At 73.8% G+C, this 23,798-nt stretch carries 26 protein-coding genes; 10 read left to right on the forward strand and 16 right to left on the reverse strand.

What is annotated here, in order from left to right; genetic code table 11:
- Nucleotides 1–36 precede the first annotated feature (36 nt).
- The 3 genes from nrdR to ACI782_RS14405 form a co-directional block, all read right to left on the reverse strand.
- Nucleotides 37–594: a transcriptional regulator NrdR gene (gene nrdR / locus ACI782_RS14395; protein WP_456910307.1), complete on the reverse strand. Its 558-nt coding sequence runs from the start codon at nucleotides 592–594 to the stop codon at nucleotides 37–39.
- A gap of 387 nt (nucleotides 595–981) precedes the next feature.
- Entirely contained in the window at nucleotides 982–1,596 is a 615-nt protein-coding gene (locus ACI782_RS14400) for a hypothetical protein (RefSeq protein WP_456910309.1), read from the reverse strand.
- A gap of 139 nt (nucleotides 1,597–1,735) precedes the next feature.
- Nucleotides 1,736–2,377: a LysM peptidoglycan-binding domain-containing protein gene (locus ACI782_RS14405; protein WP_456910311.1), complete on the reverse strand. Its 642-nt coding sequence runs from the start codon at nucleotides 2,375–2,377 to the stop codon at nucleotides 1,736–1,738.
- 276 nt (nucleotides 2,378–2,653) lie between these two features.
- On the opposite strand from ACI782_RS14405, the gene lexA reads away from it, so the two are divergent.
- Nucleotides 2,654–3,331 (forward strand): transcriptional repressor LexA, encoded by a 678-nt coding sequence (lexA, locus tag ACI782_RS14410; protein WP_456910313.1) that lies wholly within the window; start codon nucleotides 2,654–2,656, stop codon nucleotides 3,329–3,331.
- A gap of 21 nt (nucleotides 3,332–3,352) precedes the next feature.
- Here lexA and ACI782_RS14415 read toward each other — a convergent pair whose 3' ends face one another.
- From ACI782_RS14415 to hflX, 3 genes are all read right to left on the reverse strand, one after another.
- On the reverse strand, nucleotides 3,353–4,402 hold the full coding sequence (locus ACI782_RS14415; RefSeq protein ID WP_456910315.1) for a hypothetical protein: 1,050 nt from the start codon (nucleotides 4,400–4,402) through the stop codon (nucleotides 3,353–3,355).
- Nucleotides 4,374–5,123: a phosphatase PAP2 family protein gene (locus ACI782_RS14420; RefSeq protein WP_456910317.1), complete on the reverse strand. Its 750-nt coding sequence runs from the start codon at nucleotides 5,121–5,123 to the stop codon at nucleotides 4,374–4,376. Before ACI782_RS14420 ends, ACI782_RS14415 begins: the two co-directional genes overlap by 29 nt.
- A 64-nt stretch (nucleotides 5,124–5,187) precedes the next feature.
- Complete coding sequence (gene hflX / locus ACI782_RS14425; protein WP_456910319.1) at nucleotides 5,188–6,678, reverse strand: GTPase HflX; 1,491 nt, start codon at nucleotides 6,676–6,678, stop codon at nucleotides 5,188–5,190.
- 148 nt (nucleotides 6,679–6,826) lie between these two features.
- On the opposite strand from hflX, the gene ACI782_RS14430 reads away from it, so the two are divergent.
- Nucleotides 6,827–7,036: a hypothetical protein gene (locus tag ACI782_RS14430; RefSeq protein WP_456910321.1), complete on the forward strand. Its 210-nt coding sequence runs from the start codon at nucleotides 6,827–6,829 to the stop codon at nucleotides 7,034–7,036.
- Between the two features lie 15 nt (nucleotides 7,037–7,051).
- On the opposite strand, the gene dapF is transcribed toward ACI782_RS14430, so the two are convergent.
- Genes dapF through ACI782_RS14445 form a run of 3 tightly spaced genes read right to left on the reverse strand, consistent with a single transcriptional unit; the run spans nucleotide 7,052 to nucleotide 9,557 of the window.
- On the reverse strand, nucleotides 7,052–7,921 hold the full coding sequence (gene dapF, locus ACI782_RS14435; RefSeq protein WP_456910323.1) for a diaminopimelate epimerase: 870 nt from the start codon (nucleotides 7,919–7,921) through the stop codon (nucleotides 7,052–7,054).
- Nucleotides 7,918–8,841, reverse strand: a complete 924-nt coding sequence (gene miaA / locus ACI782_RS14440) for a tRNA (adenosine(37)-N6)-dimethylallyltransferase MiaA (RefSeq protein WP_456910325.1) — start codon at nucleotides 8,839–8,841, stop codon at nucleotides 7,918–7,920. The genes dapF and miaA overlap by 4 nt, the downstream gene beginning before the upstream one ends.
- Nucleotides 8,838–9,557 carry a hypothetical protein gene (locus ACI782_RS14445; protein ID WP_456910327.1) on the reverse strand — a complete coding sequence of 240 codons (720 nt, stop codon included), beginning with the start codon at nucleotides 9,555–9,557 and terminating at the stop codon, nucleotides 8,838–8,840. The genes miaA and ACI782_RS14445 overlap by 4 nt, the downstream gene beginning before the upstream one ends.
- A gap of 40 nt (nucleotides 9,558–9,597) precedes the next feature.
- Here ACI782_RS14445 and ACI782_RS14450 point away from each other — a divergent pair, with 40 nt between their 5' ends.
- On the forward strand, nucleotides 9,598–11,166 hold the full coding sequence (locus tag ACI782_RS14450; protein WP_456910329.1) for a DUF349 domain-containing protein: 1,569 nt from the start codon (nucleotides 9,598–9,600) through the stop codon (nucleotides 11,164–11,166).
- Nucleotides 11,167–11,237: 71 nt separating this feature from the next.
- On the opposite strand, the gene miaB is transcribed toward ACI782_RS14450, so the two are convergent.
- On the reverse strand, nucleotides 11,238–12,704 hold the full coding sequence (gene miaB / locus ACI782_RS14455) for a tRNA (N6-isopentenyl adenosine(37)-C2)-methylthiotransferase MiaB (RefSeq protein WP_456910331.1): 1,467 nt from the start codon (nucleotides 12,702–12,704) through the stop codon (nucleotides 11,238–11,240).
- 56 nt (nucleotides 12,705–12,760) lie between these two features.
- The gene (locus ACI782_RS14460) at nucleotides 12,761–12,961 is read right to left on the reverse strand and encodes a hypothetical protein (protein WP_456910333.1); all 201 of its coding nucleotides are present in this window, start codon (nucleotides 12,959–12,961) and stop codon (nucleotides 12,761–12,763) included.
- A 208-nt stretch (nucleotides 12,962–13,169) separates the two neighbouring features.
- On the opposite strand from ACI782_RS14460, the gene ACI782_RS14465 reads away from it, so the two are divergent.
- From ACI782_RS14465 to ctaD, 6 genes are all read left to right on the forward strand, one after another.
- Nucleotides 13,170–13,889 carry an amino acid ABC transporter ATP-binding protein gene (locus tag ACI782_RS14465; RefSeq protein WP_456910391.1) on the forward strand — a complete coding sequence of 240 codons (720 nt, stop codon included), beginning with the start codon at nucleotides 13,170–13,172 and terminating at the stop codon, nucleotides 13,887–13,889.
- 23 nt (nucleotides 13,890–13,912) lie between these two features.
- Complete coding sequence (locus tag ACI782_RS14470) at nucleotides 13,913–14,806, forward strand: glutamate ABC transporter substrate-binding protein (protein WP_456910335.1); 894 nt, start codon at nucleotides 13,913–13,915, stop codon at nucleotides 14,804–14,806.
- A 71-nt stretch (nucleotides 14,807–14,877) separates the two neighbouring features.
- Entirely contained in the window at nucleotides 14,878–15,528 is a 651-nt protein-coding gene (locus tag ACI782_RS14475; protein ID WP_456910337.1) for an amino acid ABC transporter permease, read from the forward strand.
- Nucleotides 15,525–16,439: an amino acid ABC transporter permease gene (locus ACI782_RS14480; protein ID WP_456910339.1), complete on the forward strand. Its 915-nt coding sequence runs from the start codon at nucleotides 15,525–15,527 to the stop codon at nucleotides 16,437–16,439. Before ACI782_RS14475 ends, ACI782_RS14480 begins: the two co-directional genes overlap by 4 nt.
- A 64-nt stretch (nucleotides 16,440–16,503) precedes the next feature.
- Nucleotides 16,504–16,926, forward strand: coding sequence for a hypothetical protein (locus ACI782_RS14485; protein WP_456910341.1), 423 nt, complete (start codon nucleotides 16,504–16,506; stop codon nucleotides 16,924–16,926).
- Nucleotides 16,927–17,053: 127 nt separating this feature from the next.
- Nucleotides 17,054–18,808 carry an aa3-type cytochrome oxidase subunit I gene (gene ctaD, locus ACI782_RS14490; protein WP_456910343.1) on the forward strand — a complete coding sequence of 585 codons (1,755 nt, stop codon included), beginning with the start codon at nucleotides 17,054–17,056 and terminating at the stop codon, nucleotides 18,806–18,808.
- 220 nt (nucleotides 18,809–19,028) lie between these two features.
- Here the strand turns inward: ctaD and ACI782_RS14495 are convergent, their stop codons facing one another.
- The 3 genes from ACI782_RS14495 to ACI782_RS14505 all read right to left on the reverse strand — a co-directional run bounded on the left by ACI782_RS14495 (nucleotide 19,029) and on the right by ACI782_RS14505 (nucleotide 21,102).
- The gene (locus ACI782_RS14495; RefSeq protein ID WP_456910345.1) at nucleotides 19,029–19,691 is read right to left on the reverse strand and encodes a regulatory protein RecX; all 663 of its coding nucleotides are present in this window, start codon (nucleotides 19,689–19,691) and stop codon (nucleotides 19,029–19,031) included.
- Between the two features lie 7 nt (nucleotides 19,692–19,698).
- The gene (gene recA, locus ACI782_RS14500; RefSeq protein ID WP_456910347.1) at nucleotides 19,699–20,733 is read right to left on the reverse strand and encodes a recombinase RecA; all 1,035 of its coding nucleotides are present in this window, start codon (nucleotides 20,731–20,733) and stop codon (nucleotides 19,699–19,701) included.
- 174 nt (nucleotides 20,734–20,907) lie between these two features.
- Nucleotides 20,908–21,102, reverse strand: a complete 195-nt coding sequence (locus tag ACI782_RS14505) for a DUF3046 domain-containing protein (RefSeq protein ID WP_456910349.1) — start codon at nucleotides 21,100–21,102, stop codon at nucleotides 20,908–20,910.
- A 64-nt stretch (nucleotides 21,103–21,166) separates the two neighbouring features.
- Here ACI782_RS14505 and ACI782_RS14510 point away from each other — a divergent pair, with 64 nt between their 5' ends.
- Entirely contained in the window at nucleotides 21,167–21,277 is a 111-nt protein-coding gene (locus ACI782_RS14510; RefSeq protein ID WP_456910351.1) for an LPXTG cell wall anchor domain-containing protein, read from the forward strand.
- On the opposite strand, the gene ACI782_RS14515 is transcribed toward ACI782_RS14510, so the two are convergent.
- Both ACI782_RS14515 and ACI782_RS14520 read right to left on the reverse strand, forming a co-directional pair.
- A complete protein-coding gene (locus ACI782_RS14515) occupies nucleotides 21,262–22,548 on the reverse strand; it encodes an MFS transporter (protein WP_456910353.1) in 1,287 nt (428 codons plus the stop codon). The genes ACI782_RS14510 and ACI782_RS14515 overlap by 16 nt on opposite strands.
- 12 nt (nucleotides 22,549–22,560) lie before the next feature.
- Nucleotides 22,561–23,706, reverse strand: coding sequence for an acyl-CoA dehydrogenase family protein (locus ACI782_RS14520; RefSeq protein ID WP_456910355.1), 1,146 nt, complete (start codon nucleotides 23,704–23,706; stop codon nucleotides 22,561–22,563).
- Nucleotides 23,707–23,798: the final 92 nt, after the last annotated feature.

Here is a 23,798-nt window from a genome sequence, read left to right on the forward strand (position 1 = left end):
AGCCGCTCTTGTTCTAACGGGTGGTGCTGACAGTTCTCAGGTGCCGGCGGCGCTGCCGGTGGAGGCGGCCTGGCTCCGCCCGCTCCCCCGCCGGCGCGGGGCCGGAGGGGTGTCCTGCATGCCAGGGAGCGGCGGGGTCCCGGCGGCGACGTGCCGGGCCCGGAGCTCGGTGATCTCCTTCTCGAAGTCCTCGAGCGAGGTGAACGCGCGGTAGACGCTGGCGAAGCGCAGGTAGGCGACCTCGTCGAGCTCCCGCAGCGGCCGCAGGATGGCGAGCCCGACCTCGTGGCTGGGGACCTCCGCCGCTCCGGTCGCCCGGATGGCGTCCTCCACCTGCTGCGCGAGCTGCTGCAACTGGTCCTCGTCGACCGGCCGCCCCTGGCAGGCCCGGCGGACGCCGGCCACCACCTTCGTGCGGTTGAACGGCTCGCTGACGCCGCTGCGCTTCACCACGGCGAGGACGGCCTCCTCCACCGTGGTGAACCGCCGCCCGCACGCAGGACACGACCGGCGGCGACGGGTGGTCGCCCCCTCGTCGGCCTCGCGCGAGTCGATGACGCGGCTGTCGGGGTTGTGGCAGAAGGGACAGCGCACCGCGATCCCCTCCCCTCGTGTGGTCCGTCGCTCGCCCGCCCGGTCTCGGCACGGCGACCGCGGGACGGCCGGTGCGCCGGGTCCCGGAGGCCGACTGTGGACCCTCCTGGGGACATCCGGTGGACGTCCCGCGGAGAACCTGAGGACCGGCTGTGGACGGGCTTACAACGGTGCAACTACTAGATGTAGGGGGACCCTAGGACCGGGCACACAAGATCTGCAAGCCGGGACACGCGGTCGAGACACGGCCGTGACCAGGGGCGCCCTGCCGTCCCACCCGCCACGGCGACACGCCGCGACACGCCCCGCGGCGGTCGCGCGACGACGGCGCGGGGGTGTGGTGGCGGATCGGCGCGCGGTCGTCGGTCCTGCCGGGCGGGCCGGGGCTCAGGCGCGGACGACGCCGTCGACGCGCGGGCTGCGCGGCCGCGGCACCCGGTCCCCCAGGCGCATCGGGCGGGTGAGGCAGTCGACCTCGAGCCGCGGCGGGACGGCCACCGCCTGGAGGTCGACGCGGGTGTCGTCGTCCGCAGCCCGGTGCCTCCCGGCCACCGCGGGTGCACGATGGCGGCCCGGGAAGCCGACGCCGATCGCGGGCATCTCCGCCGTGACGTCCCCACCGTGCCGGCGTCGGTGCCGAACCGGAGCCGATGCGTCGGACTGCCGCACCTCCGGCGCGCCGAGCACCCCGGCGACGAGCCGCTCCCGCGCGGCGGCTCGCCTCAGGTCGACCGGCAGCGATCCGGCTCCGTCGCCGCGCCCCGCCGCGGCAGGGGCGACGACCGCGAGAGGCGGCTCGGGCAGGCGCAGGTCGGTCAGCGCGGTCCAGATCTCGCGCACGACCCCGGCGACAGCCACGCGGACCCAGACCTCACAGGGGCCCTGCGGGTCGTGGCGCCAGCCGAGGATCGAGCCCGGCCACCAGGCGCCCTCCACGGACACGTCGACCGACTGCGACTGCTGGGTGAAGACCGCTGCTCGGCCTCCGGACGTCCACGACACGCCCCTGACGTTAAGCGCGCGACGACCACTCTGCGTCAACGACCTCGTACGGAGGGTTGACGAACCTGACCACTCCGCCTTGTCGGCCTCTGGCGCCACGCCGGGCGCGAGCGACCCGAGCGCCGCCGTCGCGCCGGGCTCAGGGCAGCTGCAGGACCTGACCGGGGACGACCCGGGCGCCGTCGAGGTCGTTCAGCTCCTCGATCGCGTCGACCACGGCCCGCACGTCCTGGTCCGGACCGGCGAAGTCGGTGGCGATCGACCACACGCTGTCCCCGGCCTGGACGACGACGCTGCGCTCGCCCGCCAGTTGCAGCTCGCCGCCACCCCCGGCCACCAGCGGGCTGAGCCAGGAGCCCAGCGCCACGCCGAGGCCCAGCGTGAGGACCACCGACAACCGGCGCGCCCGCCGGGTCAGTCGCAGCGGCGACGCCGCGGCCCGGCCCACCGGACCGCACCCACCGCGCACGGGACGGGCCGCCGGCGCACCGGGCACGGCCGCTCCGGCCGGACGCGCCGGCGCCGGCCGCGTTCCGCGGGGCCGGGTGGGCGCGGGCCGGGCGACCGTCGCAGCCGCCGACCGCACCCCCTCCACCCCCGGCGAGCGGGGCACCGCCGGTGCCGGAGGCCGGCAGGCGCCCACGCGGGACGGGGTCGTCCGCGCCCCCGAGGACCGCGGCGCCTCGCCCTCGTCGCCACCCGGCACCGCGCGCAGCCGGGGCCGCCAGGGCACCTGCACCGCGTCGTCGAAGTCCAACACCGCCTGCCGCACGCTTCCCACGACCACTCCTCCCGTAGCCCCGCCGACCGTCGAACGTCTGTTCGATTCGAACGTCTGTGCGATGTCTACCGGATGGGTCCGACAAACACCACGGCAGCTCGCCGGTCGTTTCGAACACGTGTTTGATCGAGCGCGCCGGGCACGCTACGGTCGTCCCGACGGACGAGACGTGCTGCGACAGCAGCCGGCGAGGAGGCGACGGTGGCGGACAAGAGCGGGACGTCGGGGAGCCGCCGGAGGACGGCAGGCAGGCCCGCGGCGACCGAGACGGCATCCGTGCGCACCTTCCCGGACCGGAGCGAGGCCGGGGACGGCCTGACCCAGCGGCAGCGCCGCGTGCTCGAGGTCATCCGCGACTCGATCGACCGCCGGGGGTACCCGCCGTCGGTCCGGGAGATCGGTGAGGCCGTCGGCCTCTCCTCGGCCTCCTCGGTGGCCCACCAGCTGACGGTGCTGCAGAAGAAGGGCTGGCTGCGCCGCGACCCCAACCGGCCGCGGGCACTCGACGTCCGCCTGCCCGGCGACGCGCCGGCCGAGCTCGTCGCCCCGGCCGCGCCGGCCGGCGCCGAGGAGGGTCCCGCCCCGACGTACGTGCCCCTGGTGGGCCGGATCGCCGCCGGTGGCCCGGTGCTCGCCGAGCAGGCCGTCGAGGACGTCTTCCCGCTGCCGCGCGAACTCGTCGGCGAGGGCACCCTGTTCATGCTCAAGGTGGCCGGTGACTCCATGGTCGAGGCCGCCATCTGCGACGGCGACTGGGTCGTGGTCCGCCAGCAGCCGACGGCCGAGAACGGCGAGATCGTCGCAGCGATGATCGACGGCGAGGCGACGGTCAAGACCTACAAGCGCCGCGACGGCCACGTGTGGCTGCTGCCGCACAACCCCGCGTACGAGCCGATCCCCGGTGACGAGGCGACCATCCTGGGCCGGGTCGTCACCGTCCTGCGCCGGGTCTGACCCGAACCCGCCGTCCCGGGCTCAGGAGCGGCGGCGCAGCCGCCCGCCGATCCACACGAGCACGGCGGCGACGGCCGCGGCGATGACCCCTGCCACGATCGCGGTTCCCCCGCCGTCGTCGGTGCTAAGCAGGTCCGGGAGCGAGCCGTCGGTGTGCGCGCTCGCGGCAGCGGGGGTGGGGAGCGCACCCAGCGGGACGACGGTGACGTCGGTCGGCAGCCCCTCGCTGGCCACGACCAGCCCGGTTGCGTCGGCGGTGAAGCTGATGGCCTCGCCCTGCGGCGACTCGGGCAGCGGCAGCCGGACGGGGTCGGCGGCCAGCGCACCGGCCACGTCCGAGCCCGACAGCGGCCACACGTAGGCGTCGGTGTAGGTGCGCAGCGCGAGCAGGCGACCGTCGGCCGAGACCGCTCCGCCGGTGACCATGAGCTGGCCCGCGCGCCCGACGGGGCCGCCCGGGGTCCCGGTGAGCGTGAACTCGACGCCGGCCACCTCGGTGAGGCCGACCGTGCCGGCGTCGACGAGGTCACTGACCGGGCGGTAGACCTTGCTCGCGCCGAGCACCTCCTTGGTCACCAGGTAGGGCGTGCCGTCGGGGGCGAGCAGGAGCGCCTCCACGTCCCGCGGCCCCTGCGGGAACGCCAGCCGGTACACGGCGGTGCCGTCGTCCGGTCGCAGCGCGAGCAGGGCGACGGTCTCCCGCGTGCCGTTGTTGTCGCCGGTGTCGGCCAGCCACACCGTCCCGTCGGTGCCGACCGCCAGGTCCTCGGGATCGAAGGGGTCCACCGGCGCGCTGCGCACGTCGACCACCTGGCAGGCGGTGTCGAGGACGTGGACGTCGACGCGGTCCCCGCCGTCGTTGATGGCCAGCATGCGGTCGCCCACCACGACCAGCCCGGAGAGCTCCGGCAGGCGAGGATCGGTGATCTGGCACCGCGTGCTGGGCTCGGCGGCCTCCTCGGCGTGGGCAGGCACCGCGGCACCGACGGCCAGCGTCAGCGCGAGGACCGTCCCCGCGGCCAGACGCCGCCCCGGGGTGCCGCTACGCGGACGGGTGGCCAGCTCGGGCACCCACCCAGCGTGACAGCACTGCTGCGTCCAGTGCGTGAACCACGCCCAGCAACAGGATGCCGACCGCCGCCCCGACCACGGCGTCGGTGACCCAGTGGAAGTCCAGGGACACCATGGCCACGCCCGTCGCGACGGGACCGGCGACGCTGAGCAGGCGGAACATCCGCTGCACGCCGGGTGCCAGCCGGAACTCCACGGCCTGCCACCGCGCGACTCCCCACATGAGGACGGCGTTGGCCACGTGTCCGGAGGGGTAGGAGGCGCCGTCCCGGTAGAAGAACGACCCCGGGTAGGCCGGCGCGGTCCGCCCGGTCCCGTACTTGAAGCCGTAGACGACGACGGTCAGCAGCGCCAGCGCGACCAGCACCCGGAGCAGCGGCACGACGGTGCGGCGCCGCCACAGCAGGTAGCCCACGAGGCCCGCCAGGACGATCAGGATGAAGCCGCGCCCGCCGAGCTGCGTGACCGCCCAGACCGGCCAGTACGCAGCGGAGTCCTTGAGGTCCCAGGAGCTGACCACCTCGGAGACCCGCAGGTCCATCCGTTCCAGGACGCCGCGGCTGAGCAGGTCCGCGGTCACCCCGACGGTGACGAGCAGCGCCGTGACGAGCAGCCACCACGGCGGCCGGCCGACGGAGACCACCCGCTCAGCGGGCGGGGTCGCGACGTCCTGGTCCGGCGGGCGCTCGCCCGGCCGTCGCCGCACCGCGCCGCTGGTCACGCCCTCACGGTACCGGGACGTGACCCGATCGTGACCTCGGCCGACCGAGGCGCGCCGCCCCCGGTCAGCCGACCGGAGCGGCGAACTCCTCCAGCGCGGCGGCGAGCGAGCCGTCGACCCGGGCGGTCAGCCGCGTCCCGTCGGCCTCGTGCTCCTCCCGGAGCACCTCACCGTCGCGGTGCACACGGGCGACGAGGTCGCCGCGGTCGTAGGGCACCAGCACGTCGACGTCGACGTCCGGCCGCGGCAGGCGCGCGGCGACGATCTCGCGGAGCTGCTCGATCCCCGCGCCGGTCCGCGCCGAGACCCACACCGCGCCGGGCAGCGCCCGGCGGAGCGTGAGGATGTCCTCCTCGGTCATCGCGTCGACCTTGTTGACGACGATCAGCTCCGGCACCGCCGAGGCGTCGATCTCCTGCAGGACGACGTGGACGGCGTCGATCTGGCCGAGCGGGTCGGCGTCGGAGCCGTCGACGACGTGCAGCAGCAGGTCGGCGGCGGCCACCTCCTCGAGCGTCGACCGGAAGGCGTCGACCAGCTGGTGCGGCAGGTGCCGCACGAAGCCGACGGTGTCGGTGAGCGTGTACTCCCGGCCGTCCGGGGACTGCGCCCGGCGCACCGTCGGGTCGAGGGTGGCGAACAGGGCGTTCTCCACCAGCACCCCGGCGCCCGTGAGCCGGTTGAGCAGGCTGGACTTGCCGGCGTTGGTGTAGCCGGCGATCGCCACGCTCGGGACGGCGTTGCGCCCGCGGCTGCTGCGCTGGGTCGCCCGCGCGGTCGCCATGCCGGCGATCTCCCGCCGCAGCTTGCTCACCCGCGCGCGGATGCGCCGCCGGTCAGTCTCGATCTTCGTCTCACCCGGACCGCGGGTACCGATGCCCCCACCGCCGGCGACGCGGCCACCGGCCTGCCGGGACAGCGACTCACCCCACCCGCGCAGCCGCGGGAGCATGTACTGCATCTGGGCCAGCTCGACCTGCGCCTTGCCCTCCCGGCTCGACGCGTGCTGGGCGAAGATGTCGAGGATCAGCGCGGTCCGGTCGACCACCTTGACCTTGAGGAGCTTCTCCAGCGCGTTCAGCTGGCCGGGCGTCAGCTCGCCGTCGCAGATCACCGTGTCGGCCCCGACCGAGGCCACGACGTCACGGATCTCGGCGGCCTTGCCCGACCCCACGTAGGTGCCGGCGTCGGGCCGCTCACGCCGCTGGCTCACCGCCTCGAGGACCTGCGAGCCGGCGGTCTCGGCCAGCGCGGCGAGCTCGGCCAGGGAGCGGTCGGCGTCGGCCTGCGTCCCCTCGGTCCAGACACCGACCAGCACGACGCGCTCCAGGCGCAGCCGGCGGTACTCGACCTCGGTGACGTCGGCGAGCTCGGTGGACAGGCCCGCGACGCGGCGCAGCGCGCCGCGCGCCTCCAGGTCGTAGGAGCCGGTCGTGTCCTCCGCCTCGTCCCACTGCTCGGCGGGACGGGTCGCCTCCTCCGCCGGCTCCGGGGCGGCCCGCAGGGCCCGTTCCTCGGCGCCGTCGCGAGCGGCGCGGTTCTGTGCTGTCGTCATCGTGTCCAGCGTGGCACGCCCCACCTGCCGGGGCATCTGAGTTGTCATCGCCCGGTACAACACCGCGGTCGCCCAGGACCATCCCCACGCGTGACCGCGATCCGGCCGGGTAGGGGCTGAATCCGACGACCACGAGGAGGCGCCGAGCATGACCGAGAGCGGCAGCAGCAGCCTGAGCGGCGACGAGGAGCTCGAGGACCCGGGCCGCGACCCCAAGGGCCTCAACCCGCCGCGCAACCCGCTGGGCGCCGGCCCGGACCAGGACAGCGGTCGCGGACGGCCGTCGGGCAGCCCCGGCACCGCCGGCGAGTCGATGATGCCGGACGCCCCGGAGGGCGAGGAGACCCCGAAGAGCTGAGCGACGCCCCGCGGCTCAGCTCGCCAGCCACTCGGTGGTCAGCTCGCCGGCGGCCACCACCACGGCCGGGCCGGTGAGCACCGTCGTCGTCGCGTCGACGCGGACGGTGAGCCGGCCGCCGGGGACGTCGACGGTCACCGTCCCGGTGTCGGCCCCGCCCGCCTCGAGGGCCGCCCACGCCGCCGCGCAGGCACCGGTGCCGCACGAGCGGGTCTCCCCCACGCCCCGCTCCGACACCCGCAGCCGGACGTGCGCGGCGGGGGTGAGCACGTTCACGAACTCGACGTTGACCCCGTCGGGGAACAGCCCGGGGTCGACGTCCGGCGCCGTCCCGAGGTCGAGCGTGTCGACGTCGACGTCGGTGAGGCAGGCCAGGTGCGGGTTGCCCATCGACACCGCGCGCCCGGGGAAGGCCACCCCGTCCAGCCGCGCCGCCCCGTGCCCGAAGGGCCGGGCGGGCCCCATGTCGACCCAGTAGCCGCCGTCAGGAGCCACGCCCACCCGGCGCGGGCCGCCGCGGGTGCCGACCAGGACGCCGGCCTCGCAGGCGGCGCGGTCCAGGAGGCCCTCGGTCACCAGGACGTGCAGGAACAGCCTGATGCCGTTGCCGCACATCTCGGCGTGCGAGCCGTCGGCGTTGCGGTGGTCCATGAACCACTCGCACTGCCCGAGCGCCTCGCCGAGCACCGCGGGCGCGTCGGGCACGTGCACGCTGCGGACGACGCGCAGCACGCCGTCCCCACCGAGACCGGACCGCCGCTCGCACAGCCGGTGGACCATTGCGGCGTCCAGCCGGTCCTCCGGCCAGGCCGTGCCCTCGGGGTCGGGCAGGACGACGAAGTCGTTCTCCGTGCCGTGGCCGACCAGCACCCGGTTCGCAGTCACCGGCCGATCGTACGAGCGGTGATAAGCGCCTCCGCGGCGTCGACCAGGTCGGGGCGGGCGGCGTCGAGCCAGGTGGTCGCGGCGTCGCGGCGGAACCACGAGCGCTGCCTGCGGACGAAGCGGCGCGTGGTCGACACCGTGCGCTCGCGGGCCTCCTCGGCGCTGAGCTCGCCGTCGAGCTGGCCGAGGACCTGCGCGTAGCCGAGCGCGCGCGAGGCGGTGGGGCCCTCCCGCAGCCCGTCGGCGGCCAGCGCCTCGACCTCGGCGACGAAGCCCGCCGCCCACATCCGGTCGACGCGCACGGCGATCCGCCGGTCGAGCTCGGCGGGGTCCCGGTCCAGGCCGACGACCACGGCCGGGTAGTGCGGCCGCGGCTCCGGCAGCTGGGCGCGGAAGGGCCCGCCGGTGATCTCCACGACCTCCAGCGCGCGCACGATCCGCCGTCCGTTGCTCGGCAGCACCGACCCGGCGGCGGCCGGGTCGACCGCGGCCAGCCGGGCGTGCAGGACGGCCGGGCCCACCTGGGCCAGTTCGGCCTCCAGCCGCGCCCGCACGACCGGGTCGGTGCCGGGGAAGTCCAGCTCGTCGAGGACGGCGCGCACGTACAGGCCCGACCCGCCGACCAGCAGCGGCACGGTGCCGGCCGCCCGCAGCCGGTCGATCTCGGCGCGGGCCAGCCGGCGGTACTCGGCGACCGACGCCGCCTGCCGCACGTGCCACACGTCGAGCAGGTGGTGCGGGACGCCGCCCCGCTCGGCGGCGTCGGGCTTGGCGGTGCCGATGTCCATGCCGCGGTAGAGCTGCATGGAGTCGGCGTTGACCACCTCGGCGCCCAGCCGCTGCGCGAGGGCCACCCCCAGCGCGGTCTTGCCGGTGGCGGTCGGGCCGACCAGCGCCACCACCGGCGGCTGCGCCGTCACGCGACCAGCCAGTCGGCGACGAGGTAGCCCACGCCGTAGGGGGCGACCTCCGCGTGCAGCCGCGCCCGCACCTCCCGGCCGGCGAGCAAGGCCCCGACCGCCCGCCAGGTGGGCACGCCCGCGGCCAGGAGCCGCTCGCCCTCCGCCGGATCGAGCGCGGCGAGCGCCGCGGCGTCCCCGGCGGCGAGCGCACGCGCGACGGCCGCGTCGAACGGGCCGGCGGCCGGGTCGAGGTACCCGGGTGCCTTGACCGTGCGGCGGGCCGAGCCGTCACCCATCGCCAGCACGCCGACCCGGCCTGGCAGTTCGGCGAGGACGTCGGCGAGGTCCGCGGGCGCCACCCCGAGCCGGACACCGCCGTGGCCCGCCTCCTCCAGCAGCCAGGCACCCACCGTGTGCGCGAGCGGCGTGCACCGGCCCCCCGGCCGTCGCGGCCCCGCGAACGGCACGCTCAGGTCGACGCCGAAGCCGCGCAGGTCCCCGCCGTCCCCCGGGCCGAACCGGCCGTCGGCGCCGCTGCCCACGACGACGACGACCTCGGGTCGGGGCGCGAGCAGCGCGTCGACCGCCTCGGCACAGGCCGCCCGCAGCTGCGTGGTCTCCTCCGCGGCGCACCCCTCGACCTGCGGCAGCAGCAGCGGCGGGCAGGGACAGAAGGCGACCGTCAGGGGCCTGGCGGTCCCCTGAGCGGCGGATCCGGCCGGGCTGGAGCTCACCCGAGCAGTGTCCCGGATGCGGCGTGGGACACTGCGGTGCGTGTCGAGCACGGAGAACGCCGAAAACACCTCGCAGCAGGTCCCCACCCCGGACGCGGCAGGCTCCGAGGCGGTCACCCCCGACGCGGGGACGGCGGCCGCGCCTGCTCCCGGCGACGCCGCGCTGGCCGACCCGGCCGCGGGGACGCCGGAGGTCGCCTCGCCGTCGGAACAGGTCCCGGAAATGCCCCCTCCCGCCGACGGCGCGGCCGCGCCGGTGACCGGCGACCCGGAGGCCGCCGCCCCGGAGGCCGCTCCCCCGGCGCTCGCCCCGGAGGACGTCGTCCCGGAGGCCGTCGCCCCGGAGGCCCTCGTCCCGGAGACCGCTCCCCCGGCGCTCGCCCCCGCGCAGCCGACGCCGGACCCCGCACAGTGGGGCCGGGTGGACGAGGACGGCACCGTCTACGTCCGCACCGCCGACGGCGAGCGCGCGGTGGGCTCCTGGCAGGCCGGCGACCCGGCCGCCGGCCTGGCCCACTACGCGCGCCGCTACGACGACCTCGCCACCGAGGTGTCCCTGCTCGAGGCCCGGCTCAAGGCGCACACCGGGAACCCGAGCGAGCTGAAGTCCAAGGCGCAGGCGCTGGCCGACTCGATCCCCACCGCCACCGCCGTCGGCGACCTCGACGGGCTGGCCGCCCGGGCCCGCGCGATGGTGGAGACCGCCGACTCCGTGGCCGCCGAGTCGCGGGCGGAGAAGGCGGCCGCCCGCGCCGCCCAGGTCGCCCGCAAGGAGGCACTGGCCGCCGAGGCCGAGCAGATCGCCGCCGAGTCCACCTCGTGGAAGGCCGCCGGTGACCGGCTCAAGGCCATCGTCGAGGAGTGGAAGACCATCCGCGGCATCGACCGGAAGACCGACGAGGCGCTGTGGAGCCGGTTCGCCGCCGCCCGCGACGCCTTCAGCCGCCGCCGGGGGGCGCACTTCGCCGCCCTCGACGCGCAGCGCAGCGAGGCCCGCGCGGCCAAGCAGGAGCTCATCCGGGAGGCGGAGCGGCTGTCCACCTCCACCGAGTGGGGGTCGACCAGCGCCGCGATGCGCTCGCTCATGGACCGCTGGAAGGCCGTGCCGCGCACCGGCCGGGACGGCGACGACGACCTGTGGAAGCAGTTCCGCGCCGCCCAGGACGTCTTCTTCGCCGCCCGCGCCGAGCAGGACAAGGCCCGCAACGCCGAGCAGCTGGCCAACCAGCAGGCCAAGGAGGAGATCCTCGCCGAGGCCGAGAAGCTCGACCCGTCGACCGACCTCCGCGGCGCGCAGAACGCGCTGCGCAAGCTGCAGGAACGCTACGACGCCATCGGTCACGTGCCGCGCGGCGTCATGCGCCAGCTGGAGGACCGCATGCAGGCCGTCGAGCAGCGGGTCCGCGGCGCGGTCGACTCCACGCGGGCGCGGGTCGCGCCGGAGAACCCGATGGTGACCTCGATGCGCCAGGCCGTCACCAAGGCCGAGGAGCAGCTGGCCAAGGCCGAGGCGGCCGGGGACGCCCGGCGGATCGGGGAGGCGCAGGCCAACCTGGCCACCCGGCGCGAGTGGCTGGCCGAGGCCGAGAAGGCCGCCTCCCGCAGGTGAGGACCAAGGCACAGGAGGCTCCGCCGACGTCTCGAGCCACGGAGGCGTAGGCGGAGCCTCCTACGCCTGGTTCAGGCCGGGGCGCCGATCCGCGGCATGCCCAGCAGGACCCCGGGGGTGGTCGGGCGGGTACCGGCCTCGGCGGCGTCCCCGGCCCGGGTCCGGCGGTGGGACAGCAGCGGGCCGTCGGCCACGAGGTGGTGCGGCGCGGCCTGGGTGACGACGGCCTCGACCACGTCCCCGGGCCGGACGCCGTCCGCCGCCGTGAAGTGCACCAGCCGGCCGTCCCGGGCCCGGCCGCTCATCCGCCCGGTCCGCGCGTCCTTGCTGCCCTCCCCCGCGGCGACCAGCAGCTCGACGGCCCGCCCGACCTGGGCGCGGTTCTCCGCCCAGCTGATCTCCTCCTGCAGCGCGATCAGCCGCTCGTAGCGCTCCTGGACGACGGCCTTCGGCAGCTGCCCCTCCATCTCGGCCGCGGGGGTCCCCGGCCGCTTGGAGTACTGGAAGGTGAAGGCGCTGGAGAACCGGGCCTGCCGGACGACGTCGAGGGTGTCCGCGAAGTCCTGCTCGGTCTCGCCGGGGAAGCCCACGATGACGTCCGTCGTGATCGCCGCGTCGGGCATCGCCGCCCGCACCCGGTCGAGGATGCCGAGGAAGCGGTCCCGCCGGTAGGCGCGGCGCATCCGGCGCAGGACGTCGTCCGACCCCGACTGCAGCGGCATGTGCAGCGCGTGGCACACCGCCGGGGTCTCGGCCATCGCGGCGATGACGTCGTCGGTGAACTCGCGCGGGTGCGGGCTGGTGAACCGGATCCGCTCGAGGCCCTCGATCCGGCCGGCGGCGCGCAGCAGGTCGGCGAACGCGCCGCGGTCGCCGAACTCGGCGCCGTAGCTGTTGACGTTCTGCCCGAGCAGGGTCACCTCGAGCACGCCCTGGTCGACCAGCGCCTGGACCTCGGCCAGGATCTCGCCCGGACGGCGGTCCTTCTCCCTGCCGCGCAGCGACGGGACGATGCAGAACGTGCAGGTGTTGTTGCACCCCACGCTGATGGAGACCCAGCCGGAGTAGGCGGAGTCCCGCTTGGCCGGCAGCGTCGAGGGGAAGACCTCGAGGGCCTCCTTGATCTCGACCTGCGCCTCGGCGTTGTGCCGGGCCCGCTCCAGCAGGGCCGGCAGCGAGCCGACGTTGTGCGTGCCGAAGACGACGTCCACCCAGGGGGCACGACGGACGATCTCGCCGCGGTCCTTCTGCGCCAGGCACCCGCCGACGGCGATCTGCATGCCGGGGTGCGCGTCCTTGACCGGGCGCAGGTGGCCGAGGTTGCCGTACAGCCGGTTGTCGGCGTTCTCCCGCACCGCGCAGGTGTTGAGGACGACGACGTCGGCGTCCTCGGTCTCGGCGGCCGGCGCGTAGCCCGCCGCCTCCAGGAGCCCGGACAGGCGCTCGGAGTCGTGCACGTTCATCTGGCACCCGTAGGTGCGCACCCGGTAGGTGCGCGCCGGGGCGGGCGGGGCGGCGTGGCTCAGCTCGGTTCCCATGACGGACCGAGGGTACGGCGCGCGGCCCCGCCGGCCGCCGCCGCGCCGGTGGGCCGTCAGACGCCCGGGCCGGGCTGGTCCTCGTCGAACTCCGCCTGCGCCTTGCCGGTCCCGGTGTCCGGGGCGTCGGCGAGCAGCGCGTCCGGCTCGTCCTCGTCCCTGGCCTGGTCGACCTTCCCCGGGTCGTCGACGAAGGCCGGCGCGTCGTCCGGGACCGGCCCGTCGCCCGGTGCCCGGTCCCCGCGGTCGTCGGTCATGCGCCCTCCTCGGCTCCCTCCGGCCCGCGGACCTCGCGCGCCGGGTTCGTCCGTTACCCGTTCCGGTGACGCCCCCTCCAGCGCCCGCGGGTTGTTACGCCTTCGTGATCACTCGGTGCGGTCCCTGCTGCATCCCGGCCCTAGGGTCGCCAGGGTGACCAGCCCAGCGAACACCGACGCGCGGACGACGGGAGGACCTCTCGTCCGCCTGTCCGGCGTCAACAAGTGGTTCGGCGATCTCCACGTGCTGCAGGACGTCGACCTGTCCGTGGACCGCGGCGAGGTCGTCGTGGTCATCGGCCCCTCGGGGTCGGGCAAGTCCACCCTCTGCCGCACCATCAACCGGCTGGAGTCCATCCAGCAGGGCGAGATCACCATCGACGGCCAGCGGCTGCCCGAGGAGGGCAAGGCCCTGGCCCGGCTGCGCAGCGACGTCGGGATGGTGTTCCAGAGCTTCAACCTCTTCGCCCACAAGACGATCCTGGAGAACGTCACCCTGGGCCCGGTCAAGGTGCGTGGGCAGTCCCGGGCGGAGGCCGAGCGGCGGGCCCGCGAGCTGCTCGACCGGGTCGGCGTGGGGGTGCAGGCCGACAAGTACCCGGCGCAGCTCTCCGGCGGCCAGCAGCAGCGGGTGGCGATCGCCCGGGCCCTGGCCATGGACCCCAAGGTCATCCTCTTCGACGAGCCGACCTCGGCGCTGGACCCCGAGATGATCAACGAGGTCCTCGACGTCATGACCGCGCTGGCCCGCGAGGGCATGACCATGATCGTCGTCACCCACGAGATGGGTTTCGCCCGCCGCGCGGCCAACCGGGTCGTCTTCATGGACGGCGGCCGGATCGTCGAGGCGACCGACCCCGAGTCGTTCTTCACCAACCCGCAGTCGGACCGGGCCAAGGACTTCCTCTCGAAGATCCTCAACCACTAGAGCCCGGCAGGAAAGGAACGCAGATGCGCATCACCCGCTACGCCGCCGCCGTCGGGGCGCTGGGCCTCGTGCTCGCCGGCTGCTCCAGCGAGGCCGGCCAGCAGGCCGAGGAGGAGGCCCAGAACACCGCCGAGGTCGCCGAGGACGTCCAGTTCGACGCCGGGACGACGATGGCCGAGCTCTCCGAGGCCGGCTCGATCACCGTCGGCACCAAGTACGACCAGCCCGGGTTCGGCCTGCTCAACCCGCAGACCCAGGACCCCGAGGGCTTCGACGTCGAGATCGCCAAGATCGTCGCCGGCGAGCTGGGCATCGCGCCGGAGAACATCGAGTGGACCGAGACCGTCTCGGCCAACCGGGAGCCGTTCATCCAGAACGGGCAGGTCGACATCGTCGTGGCGACCTACACGATCAACGACACCCGCAAGCAGGTCGTCGACTTCGCCGGGCCGTACTACGTGGCCGGGCAGGACATCATGGTCGCCGCGGGCAACCCCGAGGGGATCCAGGGACCCGACGACCTCGCCGGCAAGACCGTCTGCTCGGTGGAGGGCTCCACCCCGGCGCAGAACATCCGCGACAACTACCCGCAGGCCACCCTGGTCACCTACGACGTGTACTCCAAGTGCGCCGACGACCTGGCCAACGGCAACGTGCAGGCGGTGACGACGGACAACGTCATCCTCACCGGACTGGTGGCCGGCAACCCCGAGGGCTTCGAGCTGGTGGGCAACCCGTTCACCGAGGAGCCCTACGGCATCGGCCTCGCCCTCGGTGACACCGAGTTCCGGAACTTCATCAACGACGTCCTCGAGGAGGCCTACGAGGACGGCCGCTGGGCCGAGGCCTGGGACCGCACCGTCGGCCAGATCACCGGCGAGGAGGCTCCCGAGCCGCCGGCGGTCGACCGCTACTGAGTCCCCGCGGCGCCGCCGGGCGGGCCACCGCCCGGCGGCGCCGCACTCGTCCCTGACCCGGTGAGGGTGCGGTGCAGTTCATCACAGACAACTGGGACCTGCTGTGGGGTGCGTTCCTGACGACGCTCTCCCTGGCCGTCGTCAGCGGGGTCCTCGCCCTGGTGCTCGGCACCGTCCTCGCCGGGATGCGAGTGAGCCCGGTGCCGCCGCTGCGCGGGCTGGCCACCTTCTACGTCGAGGTGTTCCGCAACACGCCGCTGACGGTGGTCTTCTTCTTCTTCGCCTTCGGGCTGGTCTACATCGACCTGCAGTTCCCCAGCCGCTTCGCCACCGCGGTCGCCGCGCTGTCGCTGTACACCGCGGCCTTCGTCTGCGAGGCGCTGCGCTCGGGCATCAACGCGGTCCCGCCGGGCCAGGCCGAGGCGGCCCGCGCGCTGGGGCTGGACTTCCGGCAGACGCTGCGCACGGTGGTCCTGCCGCAGGCCTTCCGCACTGTCATCCCCCCGCTCGGCAACGTGTGGATCGCGCTGGCGAAGAACACCTCGATCGCCGCGGGCTTCGCCGTCACAGACCTGACCGCCGCGCTCCAACGGCTGGCCAACGTCAACGCCGACCAGTTGCTGGTGGTGTTCATCGCCGTGGTCCTCGGCTACCTGGCCATCACCCTCCCCTCCGCCTGGTTGATCCGGGTGCTCGAGAAGCGGGTGGCGATCGTCCGATGAGCAGCACCGTCCTCTTCGACCTGCCCGGCCCGCGGTCCCGGCAGCGGCAGCGCATCGGCACCGTCCTCGGTGTGCTCTTCGTCGCGGCCCTCGTGGCGCTGGCGCTGTGGCGGCTGGGGTCCAACGGCCAGCTGGAGCCCGAGCGGTGGGCCATCCTCGTCGACCCCGCGTCCGGCGTACCGCAGGCGCTGTGGCAGGGGCTGCTCAACACCCTCGCCGCGGCCGCCGTCGGGATGGTGCTGGCGACCGTCCTGGGCGCGCTGCTCGCGGTCGGCCGGCTCTCCGACCACGCGTGGGTGCGGGGGCCGGTGACCGTGGTCGTCGAGTTCTTCCGCGCCGTCCCGCTGCTGATCCTGATCCTGTTCTGCCTGCTGTTCCTGCCGACCATCGGCGTGCCGATGACCGCGTTCCGCGCACTCGTCCTCGGCCTGACGCTCTACAACATGGCGGTGCTGGCCGAGATCTTCCGGGCCGGGATCCTGTCGGTGGACCGCGGCCAGCGTGAGGCGGCCTTCGCCCTGGGGATGCGCAAGACCCAGGTGATGACCCTCGTGCTGCTGCCCCAGGCGGTGCGCCGGATGCTGCCGGTGCTGGTCGCGCAGCTGGTCGTCCTGCTCAAGGACTCCTCGCTGGGCTTCATCGTCGGCTACGTGGAGCTGCTCCGGACCGCGCGCAGCCTCGTGGAGTTCTTCAACTTCGAGTTCGGCAACCGGTACACCTTCCAGCTCTACGTGGCCGCCGGCCTGATCTACATCGTCGTCAACGTGCTGCTGTCCTGGCTCGCCCGGTACGTCGAGAAGCGGACGCGGCGCAGCGCCAAGGCGGCGGCCGCGGCCGAGCCCGAACTCGGCGCCGACGTCCAGATGGACGGCGGCGGGGGCGGCGTCCCGGTGGAGCCGAGCCAGCGGTGACCGGCTGGGACCCGTGGTGCGACCGGTGGTCACGCAGGGCCGCCGACCTGCCGAGATCCCTCACGTGGACACCGCTCTCCGCCCCGCCGTGCCGCCGCTCCCGGCCGTCGTGCGGTTACCCGACGGCATTCCCGACGCCGCTCAGGAGTTCGTGACCCGGCTGCGCGCCGCGGCGCCGGACTTCGCCGCCGCCGGCGGCGCCGAGTCCGCCGTCGTGCGCGAGGTCGTCCCGCCGGCCCGCCACCGCCGGGCGCGCTGCCGGGTGGTGCTCCGCTTCGCCGGCGCCGAGGAGGCCGACCTGACGTTCCTCGGGCCGGTCACCCGGCCGGCGTCCTCGGCGGAGCGCGCCTTCGACCTGCAGATCCAGACCTGGCTCGCACACGGCAGGGGCACCGACGGGGACTGGCTGGTGCCCGACGACGAGGCGTCCGACGGGGTGGCGGTCGACGTGTCGGCCTGGTCGGCGACGGCGCGCCCCGCCGGCTGACGCGGGGTCCTCCCCCGGGCGTCATCGGCAGGACGATCCGGGTTCCGTCAGCGGTTGCACGGGGCCACCATGGTCAGGCGCGTTCCGCCGGACGACGGAGCGCCGGCCGGTCCCTGGGAGCGCCCACATGACCGTTCTGGCCCCGCACCCGATCGTCAGCCGTCCGACCGCCCAGCCGCACGCCCCCAAGGGCTCGCTGCTGTTGAGTCTGGTGCGGACGACCGACCACAAGGTCATCGGCCTGCTGTACCTGTTCACGTCCTTCGCGTGGTTCCTCGGCGGCGGGCTGATGGCGATGCTCATGCGCGGCGAGCTGGCCCGGCCGGGTCTGCAGTTCCTCTCGCCCGAGCAGTACAACCAGCTGTTCACCATGCACGGCACGGTGATGCTGCTGTTCTTCGCGACGCCGCTGTTCTTCGCCTTCGGCAACCTGATCATGCCGCTGCAGATCGGCTCGCCGGACGTCGCCTTCCCGCGGCTGAACGCCTTCTCCTACTGGCTGTTCCTGTTCGGGTCGCTCACCGCTGGGGCGGGGTTCGTCGTCCCCGGTGGGCCCGCGGACTTCGGCTGGTACGCCTACGTGCCGCTGTCGACCGACCTCGGCTCGCCGGGACTGGGCGGGAGTCTGTGGATCGCCGGCCTGGCGGTGAGCGGCCTGGGCACGATCCTCGGCGGCGTCAACTTCCTGACGACGATCATCTGCCTGCGCGCGCCCGGGATGACGATGTTCCGGATGCCGATCTTCACCTGGGGAGCGGTGGTCACCAGCTTCCTGATCCTGATCGCGTTCCCCATCCTGACCGCCGCGCTCATGGCCCTGCTCGCCGAGCGGCAGCTGGACGCAGCCGTGTACAACGAGGAAGCCGGCGGCGCCATGATGTGGCAGCACCTGTTCTGGTTCTTCGGCCATCCCGAGGTCTACATCATCGCGTTGCCGTTCTTCGCGATCATCAGCGAGATCGTGCCGGTGTTCTCCCGCAAGCCGTTGTTCGGCTACAAGGGGATGATCTTCGCCCTGATCGCGATCGCCTTCCTGTCGGTCACGGTGTGGGCGCACCACATGTTCGCCACCGGCGCGGTGCTGCTGCCGTTCTTCGCCTTCCTGACCTATCTGATCGCCGTGCCGACCGGCATCAAGTTCTTCAACTGGATCGGCACCATGTGGCGCGGTGCGATGAGCTTCGAGACGCCCATGCTGTTCGCGATCGGCTTCATGGTCACGTTCCTGCTGGGCGGGCTGACCGGCGTCCTGCTCGCGTCACCGCCGCTGGACTGGCACCTCAACGACAGCTACTTCGTGGTCGCCCACTTCCACTACGTGGTCTTCGGGACCGTCGTGTTCGCGGCGTACGGCGGGGTGTACTTCTGGTTCCCGAAGATGTGCGGCCGGATGATGGACGAGCGCCTCGGGAAGCTGCACTTCTGGATGACCCTGATCGGCTTCTGGGGCACCTTCCTGGTGCAGCACTGGCTGGGCAACGAGGGGATGCCGCGCCGGTACGTCAACTACCTGCCCTCCGACGGGTTCACGACGCTGAACACGGTCTCGACGATCTTCTCGTTCGTGCTGGGCGCGTCGATCATCCCGTTCCTCTACAACGTCTACCGCTCGTGGCGCTACGGGGAACTGGCGCTGCGCGACGACCCCTGGGGCCACGGGAACTCGCTGGAGTGGGCGACGTCGTCCCCGCCGCCGCGGCACAACTTCCTGGCGATCCCGAAGATCCGCTCCGAACGGCCGGCGTTCGAGATGCACTACCCGCACCTCATCGAGCGGCTGCAGGAAGAGGCGCACGTGGGGCGCCGGCACGAGCCCTACGCCTCGGAGATCGGCGGGACGGCCGGCCCACGGCAGGGCCCGCGGGACCCCGACCCCACCTGAGCGGCCGCGCCCTCTCGACGGAGGTTCCTCCACCGAACTCGCCCGGGCCCTGGTCGGCGGGCCTCGAGGGGCGGTGCGACGGACGGGGCGGGCCCAGGACCCCGTCGGGTGCTGGGCCCGCGCCGTCCGGAGAACCGGCGTGATGATCCGGGGACGCTCACGTCGGGCCGCCGGACACCGGGCGACCGGGCTCTCCGTGGTCCCCGCTGCGTGTCCCCGCTCAGGGGAGCCAGGCGTCCAGGCCGAGCTCGCTGTGCCGTCCGGGTTCGTCGGACTCCTCGTCGGTGCGGTCCTCGTCGAGGGCCTCGCGGACCACCCACGCCGCCAACCCGGAGCCGTAGCCCTTGCGGGCCAGCATGCCCACGAGCCGGCGCTCGGCGGTGGCACGGTCCACCCGTCGCAGGCTGGGCAGACGCCGCTGGACCAGGCGGCGCGCGGTTGCCCACTCGTCCTCGTCGTCGACGAGGGCGACCGCCTCCTCGGCGACCTCTCCGTCGACGCCCTTGGCGCGCAGCTCGGCCTTGAGGGCTCGCCGGGCGAGGCCACGGCCGGCCTGCCGGGAGGTCACCCAGGCGCGGGCGAAGGCGGCGTCGTCGATGAGGCCGACCTCGCCGAACCGGTCGAGCACCCGCTCGGCCGCACCGTCGGGTACTCCTCGCTTGGCCAGCAGGTCGGCCAGTTGACGGCGGGTCTTCGGTGCGCCGGTGAGGGCACGCAGGCAGATCGACCGGGCGACCTGCTCGGGGTCACCGGGGTCGTCCTCGACCTCGTCCTCGGCGCTCGGCGGGGCGGCGTCCGTGCTGTCCGGATCGGAGGACAGTCCGGGGCGCCGCCCGCGCCGACGGCCGGAGCGGGCGCGCTCACCGGCCTCGGGCCAGCTCATCGGCGGGTCAGAAGTCGACCTTGTCGGCCGGGGCCGGCTCGTCGAGCTTCGGGCCGATGCCGAGCTTCTCCTTGACCTTCTTCTCGATCTCGTCGGCGAGGTCGGGGTTGTCCCGCAGGAAGTTGCGGACGTTCTCCTTGCCCTGCCCGAGCTGGTCGCCCTCGTACGTGTACCAGGCACCCGACTTTCGGATGAAGCCCTGCTCCACGCCGGCGTCGATCAGGCCGCCCTCGCGGCTGAACCCGGTACCCCAGAGCAGGTCGAGCTCGGCCTGCTTGAACGGCGCGGCCACCTTGTTCTTGACGACCTTGACGCGGACCCGGCTGCCGACGGCGTCGGTGCCCTGCTTGAGGGTCTCGATGCGTCGCACGTCGAGCCGGACCGACGAGTAGAACTTCAGCGCACGGCCACCGGTGGTGACCTCCGGGGAGCCGTAGACGACGCCGACCTTCTCGCGCAGCTGATTGATGAAGATCGCGGTGGTGCCGGAGCTGTTGAGCGCACCGGTGATCTTGCGCAGCGCCTGGCTCATCAGGCGGGCCTGCAGACCGACGTGGCTGTCACCCATCTCGCCCTCGATCTCGGCACGGGGCACCAGGGCGGCGACCGAGTCGATGACGATGATGTCGAGCGCACCGGAGCGGATGAGCATGTCGGCGATCTCGAGCGCCTGCTCACCGGTGTCGGGCTGGCTGACCAGCAGCGCGTCGGTGTCGACGCCGATCGCGCGGGCGTACTCGGGGTCGAGCGCGTGCTCCGCGTCGATGAACGCAGCGATGCCGCCGGCGGCCTGGGCATTGGCCACCGCGTGCAGGGCGACCGTCGTCTTACCGGAGGCCTCGGGGCCGTACACCTCGATGATGCGGCCGCGCGGCAGGCCACCGATGCCGAGGGCGATGTCGAGGGCGATGGATCCGGTCGGGATGACCTTGATCGCCTGGGCGGCGTTGTCGCCCAGCCGCATGACCGAGCCCTTGCCGAACTGCTTGTCGATCTGGGCGAGGGCCATGTCGAGGGCCTTGTCGCGGTCGAGCGTTGCCATGGTGCTCACCTTCGGGAAGTCGCGTGGAGCGGGTCGGTGTCGACGCTAGGGCGGGGGTCTGACACTTCCGGGGGAACCGGTGGACCTGTGGACGGGCACCCGGCCTGTGGACTGCGGGTCCAATCTAGCCCGAACGTGTGTTCGACTGCCAGGGTGACACGCCGAGCCGGCGACTCACCGCTCCTTCTGCGGGACGTCGTACTCCTCACAGATGGCCAGCCACACCTTGCGCACCGGCAGCCCCGCCTCGATCGCCTCGACCGCGGTGCGCCCACCGAGGGCGGAGAAGACGTGGTCCCGGGCCACGCTCTGGGCCCGCATGGAGCCGAAGGTCTGAGAGAGGCGGGACCAGAACTCCTGCAGGCGCACGTCCTCGACGCTAGCGCGCGCCGGAGGAGGACCGCCGGGAGCGGCGGGCTCCTACGCTGGTGCTGTGATCCCCAGCACCGGGTCGTCGACGTGGGACCTCGTCCTCGAGATCGGCATCGTGCTGTGCCTCGTGGCCTCGCTGGTGCTGCTCTACCGCAACTACCGGGGGCGCTGAGCCGACTCCGGCACCGAGCCGCTCCGGGCCAGGACGACCACCAGCGGGGCGACCAGCACTGCCGACACCGCGGCCACCAGCCCGTAGCCCCCGAGGGCCAGCAGCGGGCCGCCGACCACGCCGGCCAGTGCCGCGCCCAGCCCCATGAGCAGGTCCGCGCCGCCCTGCGCGGTGGGCCGCTGCCGCTCCTCGACCGACTCGGTCACCAGGGTCGAGCCCGCGATCAGCCCGCAGGACCACCCCAGGCCGAGCAGCAGCAGGCCGACGCCGAGTTGGACGGCGTCTCCTGGGGCAGCGGTGCCCGCGAGCGCGGCGGCGGTCAGCAGCAGCACCGCGGCCACGGCCACGGTGCTGCGGCGTCCGGCCCGGTCGACCAGCAGCCCCACCAGCGGGGAGAACAGGTACATGCCGGCGACGTGCACGCTGATGACCAGGCCGATGACGCGCAGCGTCGTCCCCTCCGGCCCGCCGGCATGGCCCATGTGCACCGGCGTCATCACCATCACGCCGACCATCACCGAGTGCGCCACCACGACCGCGGTCAGGCCCAGGCGTCCGCGGGAGTCGGCCCACACCGCCCGGAGCGCCGCCACGGTCGCCCGCCGCGGCCGGGCGACGCCGTCGGTGCCGACCCCCCTCAGCCGGCGGGCCAGCAGCAGGGGGTCCGGCCGCAGCAGCGCCAGCAGACCGGCCGACACGACGGCGAAGACCGCCGTCGAGATGGCGAACGCGCCGGTCAGTGGCGGCAGCCCCAGCGCGTCCCCGAGGGACTCCCCCGGGCCGGCCAGGTTGGGGCCGAGCACCGAACCGACCGTCGTCGCCCACACCACCAGCGACAGCGCACGTCCCCGGCGCTCCGGCTCCGCCAGGTCGGCGGCCGCGTAGCGCGCCTGCAAGCCGCACGCGGTGGCGGCGCCGAAGCCGAACAGGCCGGCCAGCAGCAGGGGCAGGGACGACAGCAGCGTGGCCACGACGGTCGTGACCGAGCCGACGACCGCGAGGGCGTAGCCGACGGCCAGCCCCGCCCGACGCCCGGACCGGTCGCTGATCCGGGCCAGGGGGACGGCGATGACCGCCGCCCCGAGCACGCTGGCGGTCTGCCCCAGACCGGCGGCGCTGTCGGTGCCGGCGACGTCCCGGGCCAGCAGACCGCCGACGGTGATGCCGACCGTGACGCCGAGACCGGCGAGGGCCACGGAGGACCCGAGCACCCCGAGGGTGCGGCGCTGGACGGCCGTGGGGTCCGGGAGGGCACGGGTCTCGGCGGTCACGTCGCGCCCGGCCTACAGCCCCATGGAGCGGCCGATGATCTCCCGCATGATCTCGTTGGTCCCACCGTAGATGGACTGGATGCGGGCGTCGCGCCACGCCTTGGAGACGAAGTACTCGTCCATGTAGCCGTAGCCGCCGTGCAGTTGCAGGCAGCGGTCGGCCACCTTGTTCTGCAGCTCGGTGGTCCAGTACTTCGCCATGGCCGCGTCGACCGGGGTGAGGTCGCCGCTGTTGAGCTGCAGCACGCACTCGTCGACGAAGGTCCGGGCGATGGTCAGCTCGGTCTTCAGCTCGGCCAGCACGAAGCGGGTGTTCTGGAAGCTGCTCACGGGCTTCCCGAACGCCGTGCGGGCGGTGACGTACTCGACGGTGTGGGCGAGCACCGTCTCGGCGGAGGCGACCGCACCGACGGCGATCGACAGCCGCTCCTGGGGCAGGTTCTCCATGAGGTGGTAGAAGCCGCGGTTCTCGGTGCCGAGCAGGTTCTCCACGGGCACGCGGACGTCGTCGAAGAACAGCTCCGCGGTGTCCTGCGCCTTGAGACCGACCTTCTCCAGGTTCCGGCCGCGGGCGAAGCCGGGCATGTCCCGCTCCACCACGAGCAGGCTGATCCCCTTGGAGCCGGGCGCGTCCGGGTCGGTGCGGGCCACCACGATGACCAGGTCGGCGTTGATGCCGTTGGTGATGAAGGTCTTGGAGCCGTTGAGGACCCACGCGTCGCCGTCCCGCCGGGCGGTGGTGCGGATGCCCTGCAGGTCGCTGCCCGCTGCCGGCTCGGTCATCGCGATGGCGGTGATGAGCTCACCACTGCAGAACCCGGGCAGCCAGCGCTGCTTCTGCTCCTCCGTGCCGAGGTCGCGCAGGTAGGGGCCGGCGACGTCGTTGTGCAGCGTGAACCCGACACCGGTGGCGCCGATGCGCATGAGCTCCTCGTCGACGACCGCCTGGTACCGGAAGTCGCGGACACCCCCACCGCCGTACTGCTCGTCCATGTCGGTGCCCAGCAGCCCCTGGGCGCCGGCCGAGGTCCAGACGTCCCGCGGGACGATGCCCTCCCTCTCCCACTGGTCGTGGAACGGGACGATCGTCTTCTCGGCCCAGGCGCGGACCATCTCGCGGAAGTCCTCGTGCTCGGCCTCGTACAGGGAGCGGCGCATGGCGGTCAGTGTGCCCGAGACCACCCCCGCTCCAGGAGCAGGTCGCTTCCCGACGGAAGGGCCGTTCCCGCCTCTGCCACGTGGCCCGGCGA

It is taken from the genome of Geodermatophilus sp. SYSU D00703 (genome assembly GCF_054050155.1).

What these genes read in the sequence shown, in the direction of transcription:
- ACI782_RS14480 (WP_456910339.1), top strand. Translation starts at nt 15,525, where the DNA reads ATGAGCAGCACCGTCCTCTTCGACCTGCCCGGCCCGCGGTCCCGGCAG.
- ACI782_RS14495 (WP_456910345.1), bottom strand. Translation starts at nt 19,691, where the DNA reads ATGAGCTGGCCCGAGGCCGGTGAGCGCGCCCGCTCCGGCCGTCGGCGC.
- miaB (WP_456910331.1), bottom strand. Translation starts at nt 12,704, where the DNA reads ATGGGAACCGAGCTGAGCCACGCCGCCCCGCCCGCCCCGGCGCGCACC.
- ACI782_RS14430 (WP_456910321.1), top strand. Translation starts at nt 6,827, where the DNA reads ATGACCGAGAGCGGCAGCAGCAGCCTGAGCGGCGACGAGGAGCTCGAG.
- ACI782_RS14460 (WP_456910333.1), bottom strand. Translation starts at nt 12,961, where the DNA reads ATGACCGACGACCGCGGGGACCGGGCACCGGGCGACGGGCCGGTCCCG.
- recA (WP_456910347.1), bottom strand. Translation starts at nt 20,733, where the DNA reads ATGGCAACGCTCGACCGCGACAAGGCCCTCGACATGGCCCTCGCCCAG.
- ACI782_RS14470 (WP_456910335.1), top strand. Translation starts at nt 13,913, where the DNA reads ATGCGCATCACCCGCTACGCCGCCGCCGTCGGGGCGCTGGGCCTCGTG.
- ctaD (WP_456910343.1), top strand. Translation starts at nt 17,054, where the DNA reads ATGACCGTTCTGGCCCCGCACCCGATCGTCAGCCGTCCGACCGCCCAG.
- ACI782_RS14520 (WP_456910355.1), bottom strand. Translation starts at nt 23,706, where the DNA reads ATGCGCCGCTCCCTGTACGAGGCCGAGCACGAGGACTTCCGCGAGATG.
- hflX (WP_456910319.1), bottom strand. Translation starts at nt 6,678, where the DNA reads ATGACGACAGCACAGAACCGCGCCGCTCGCGACGGCGCCGAGGAACGG.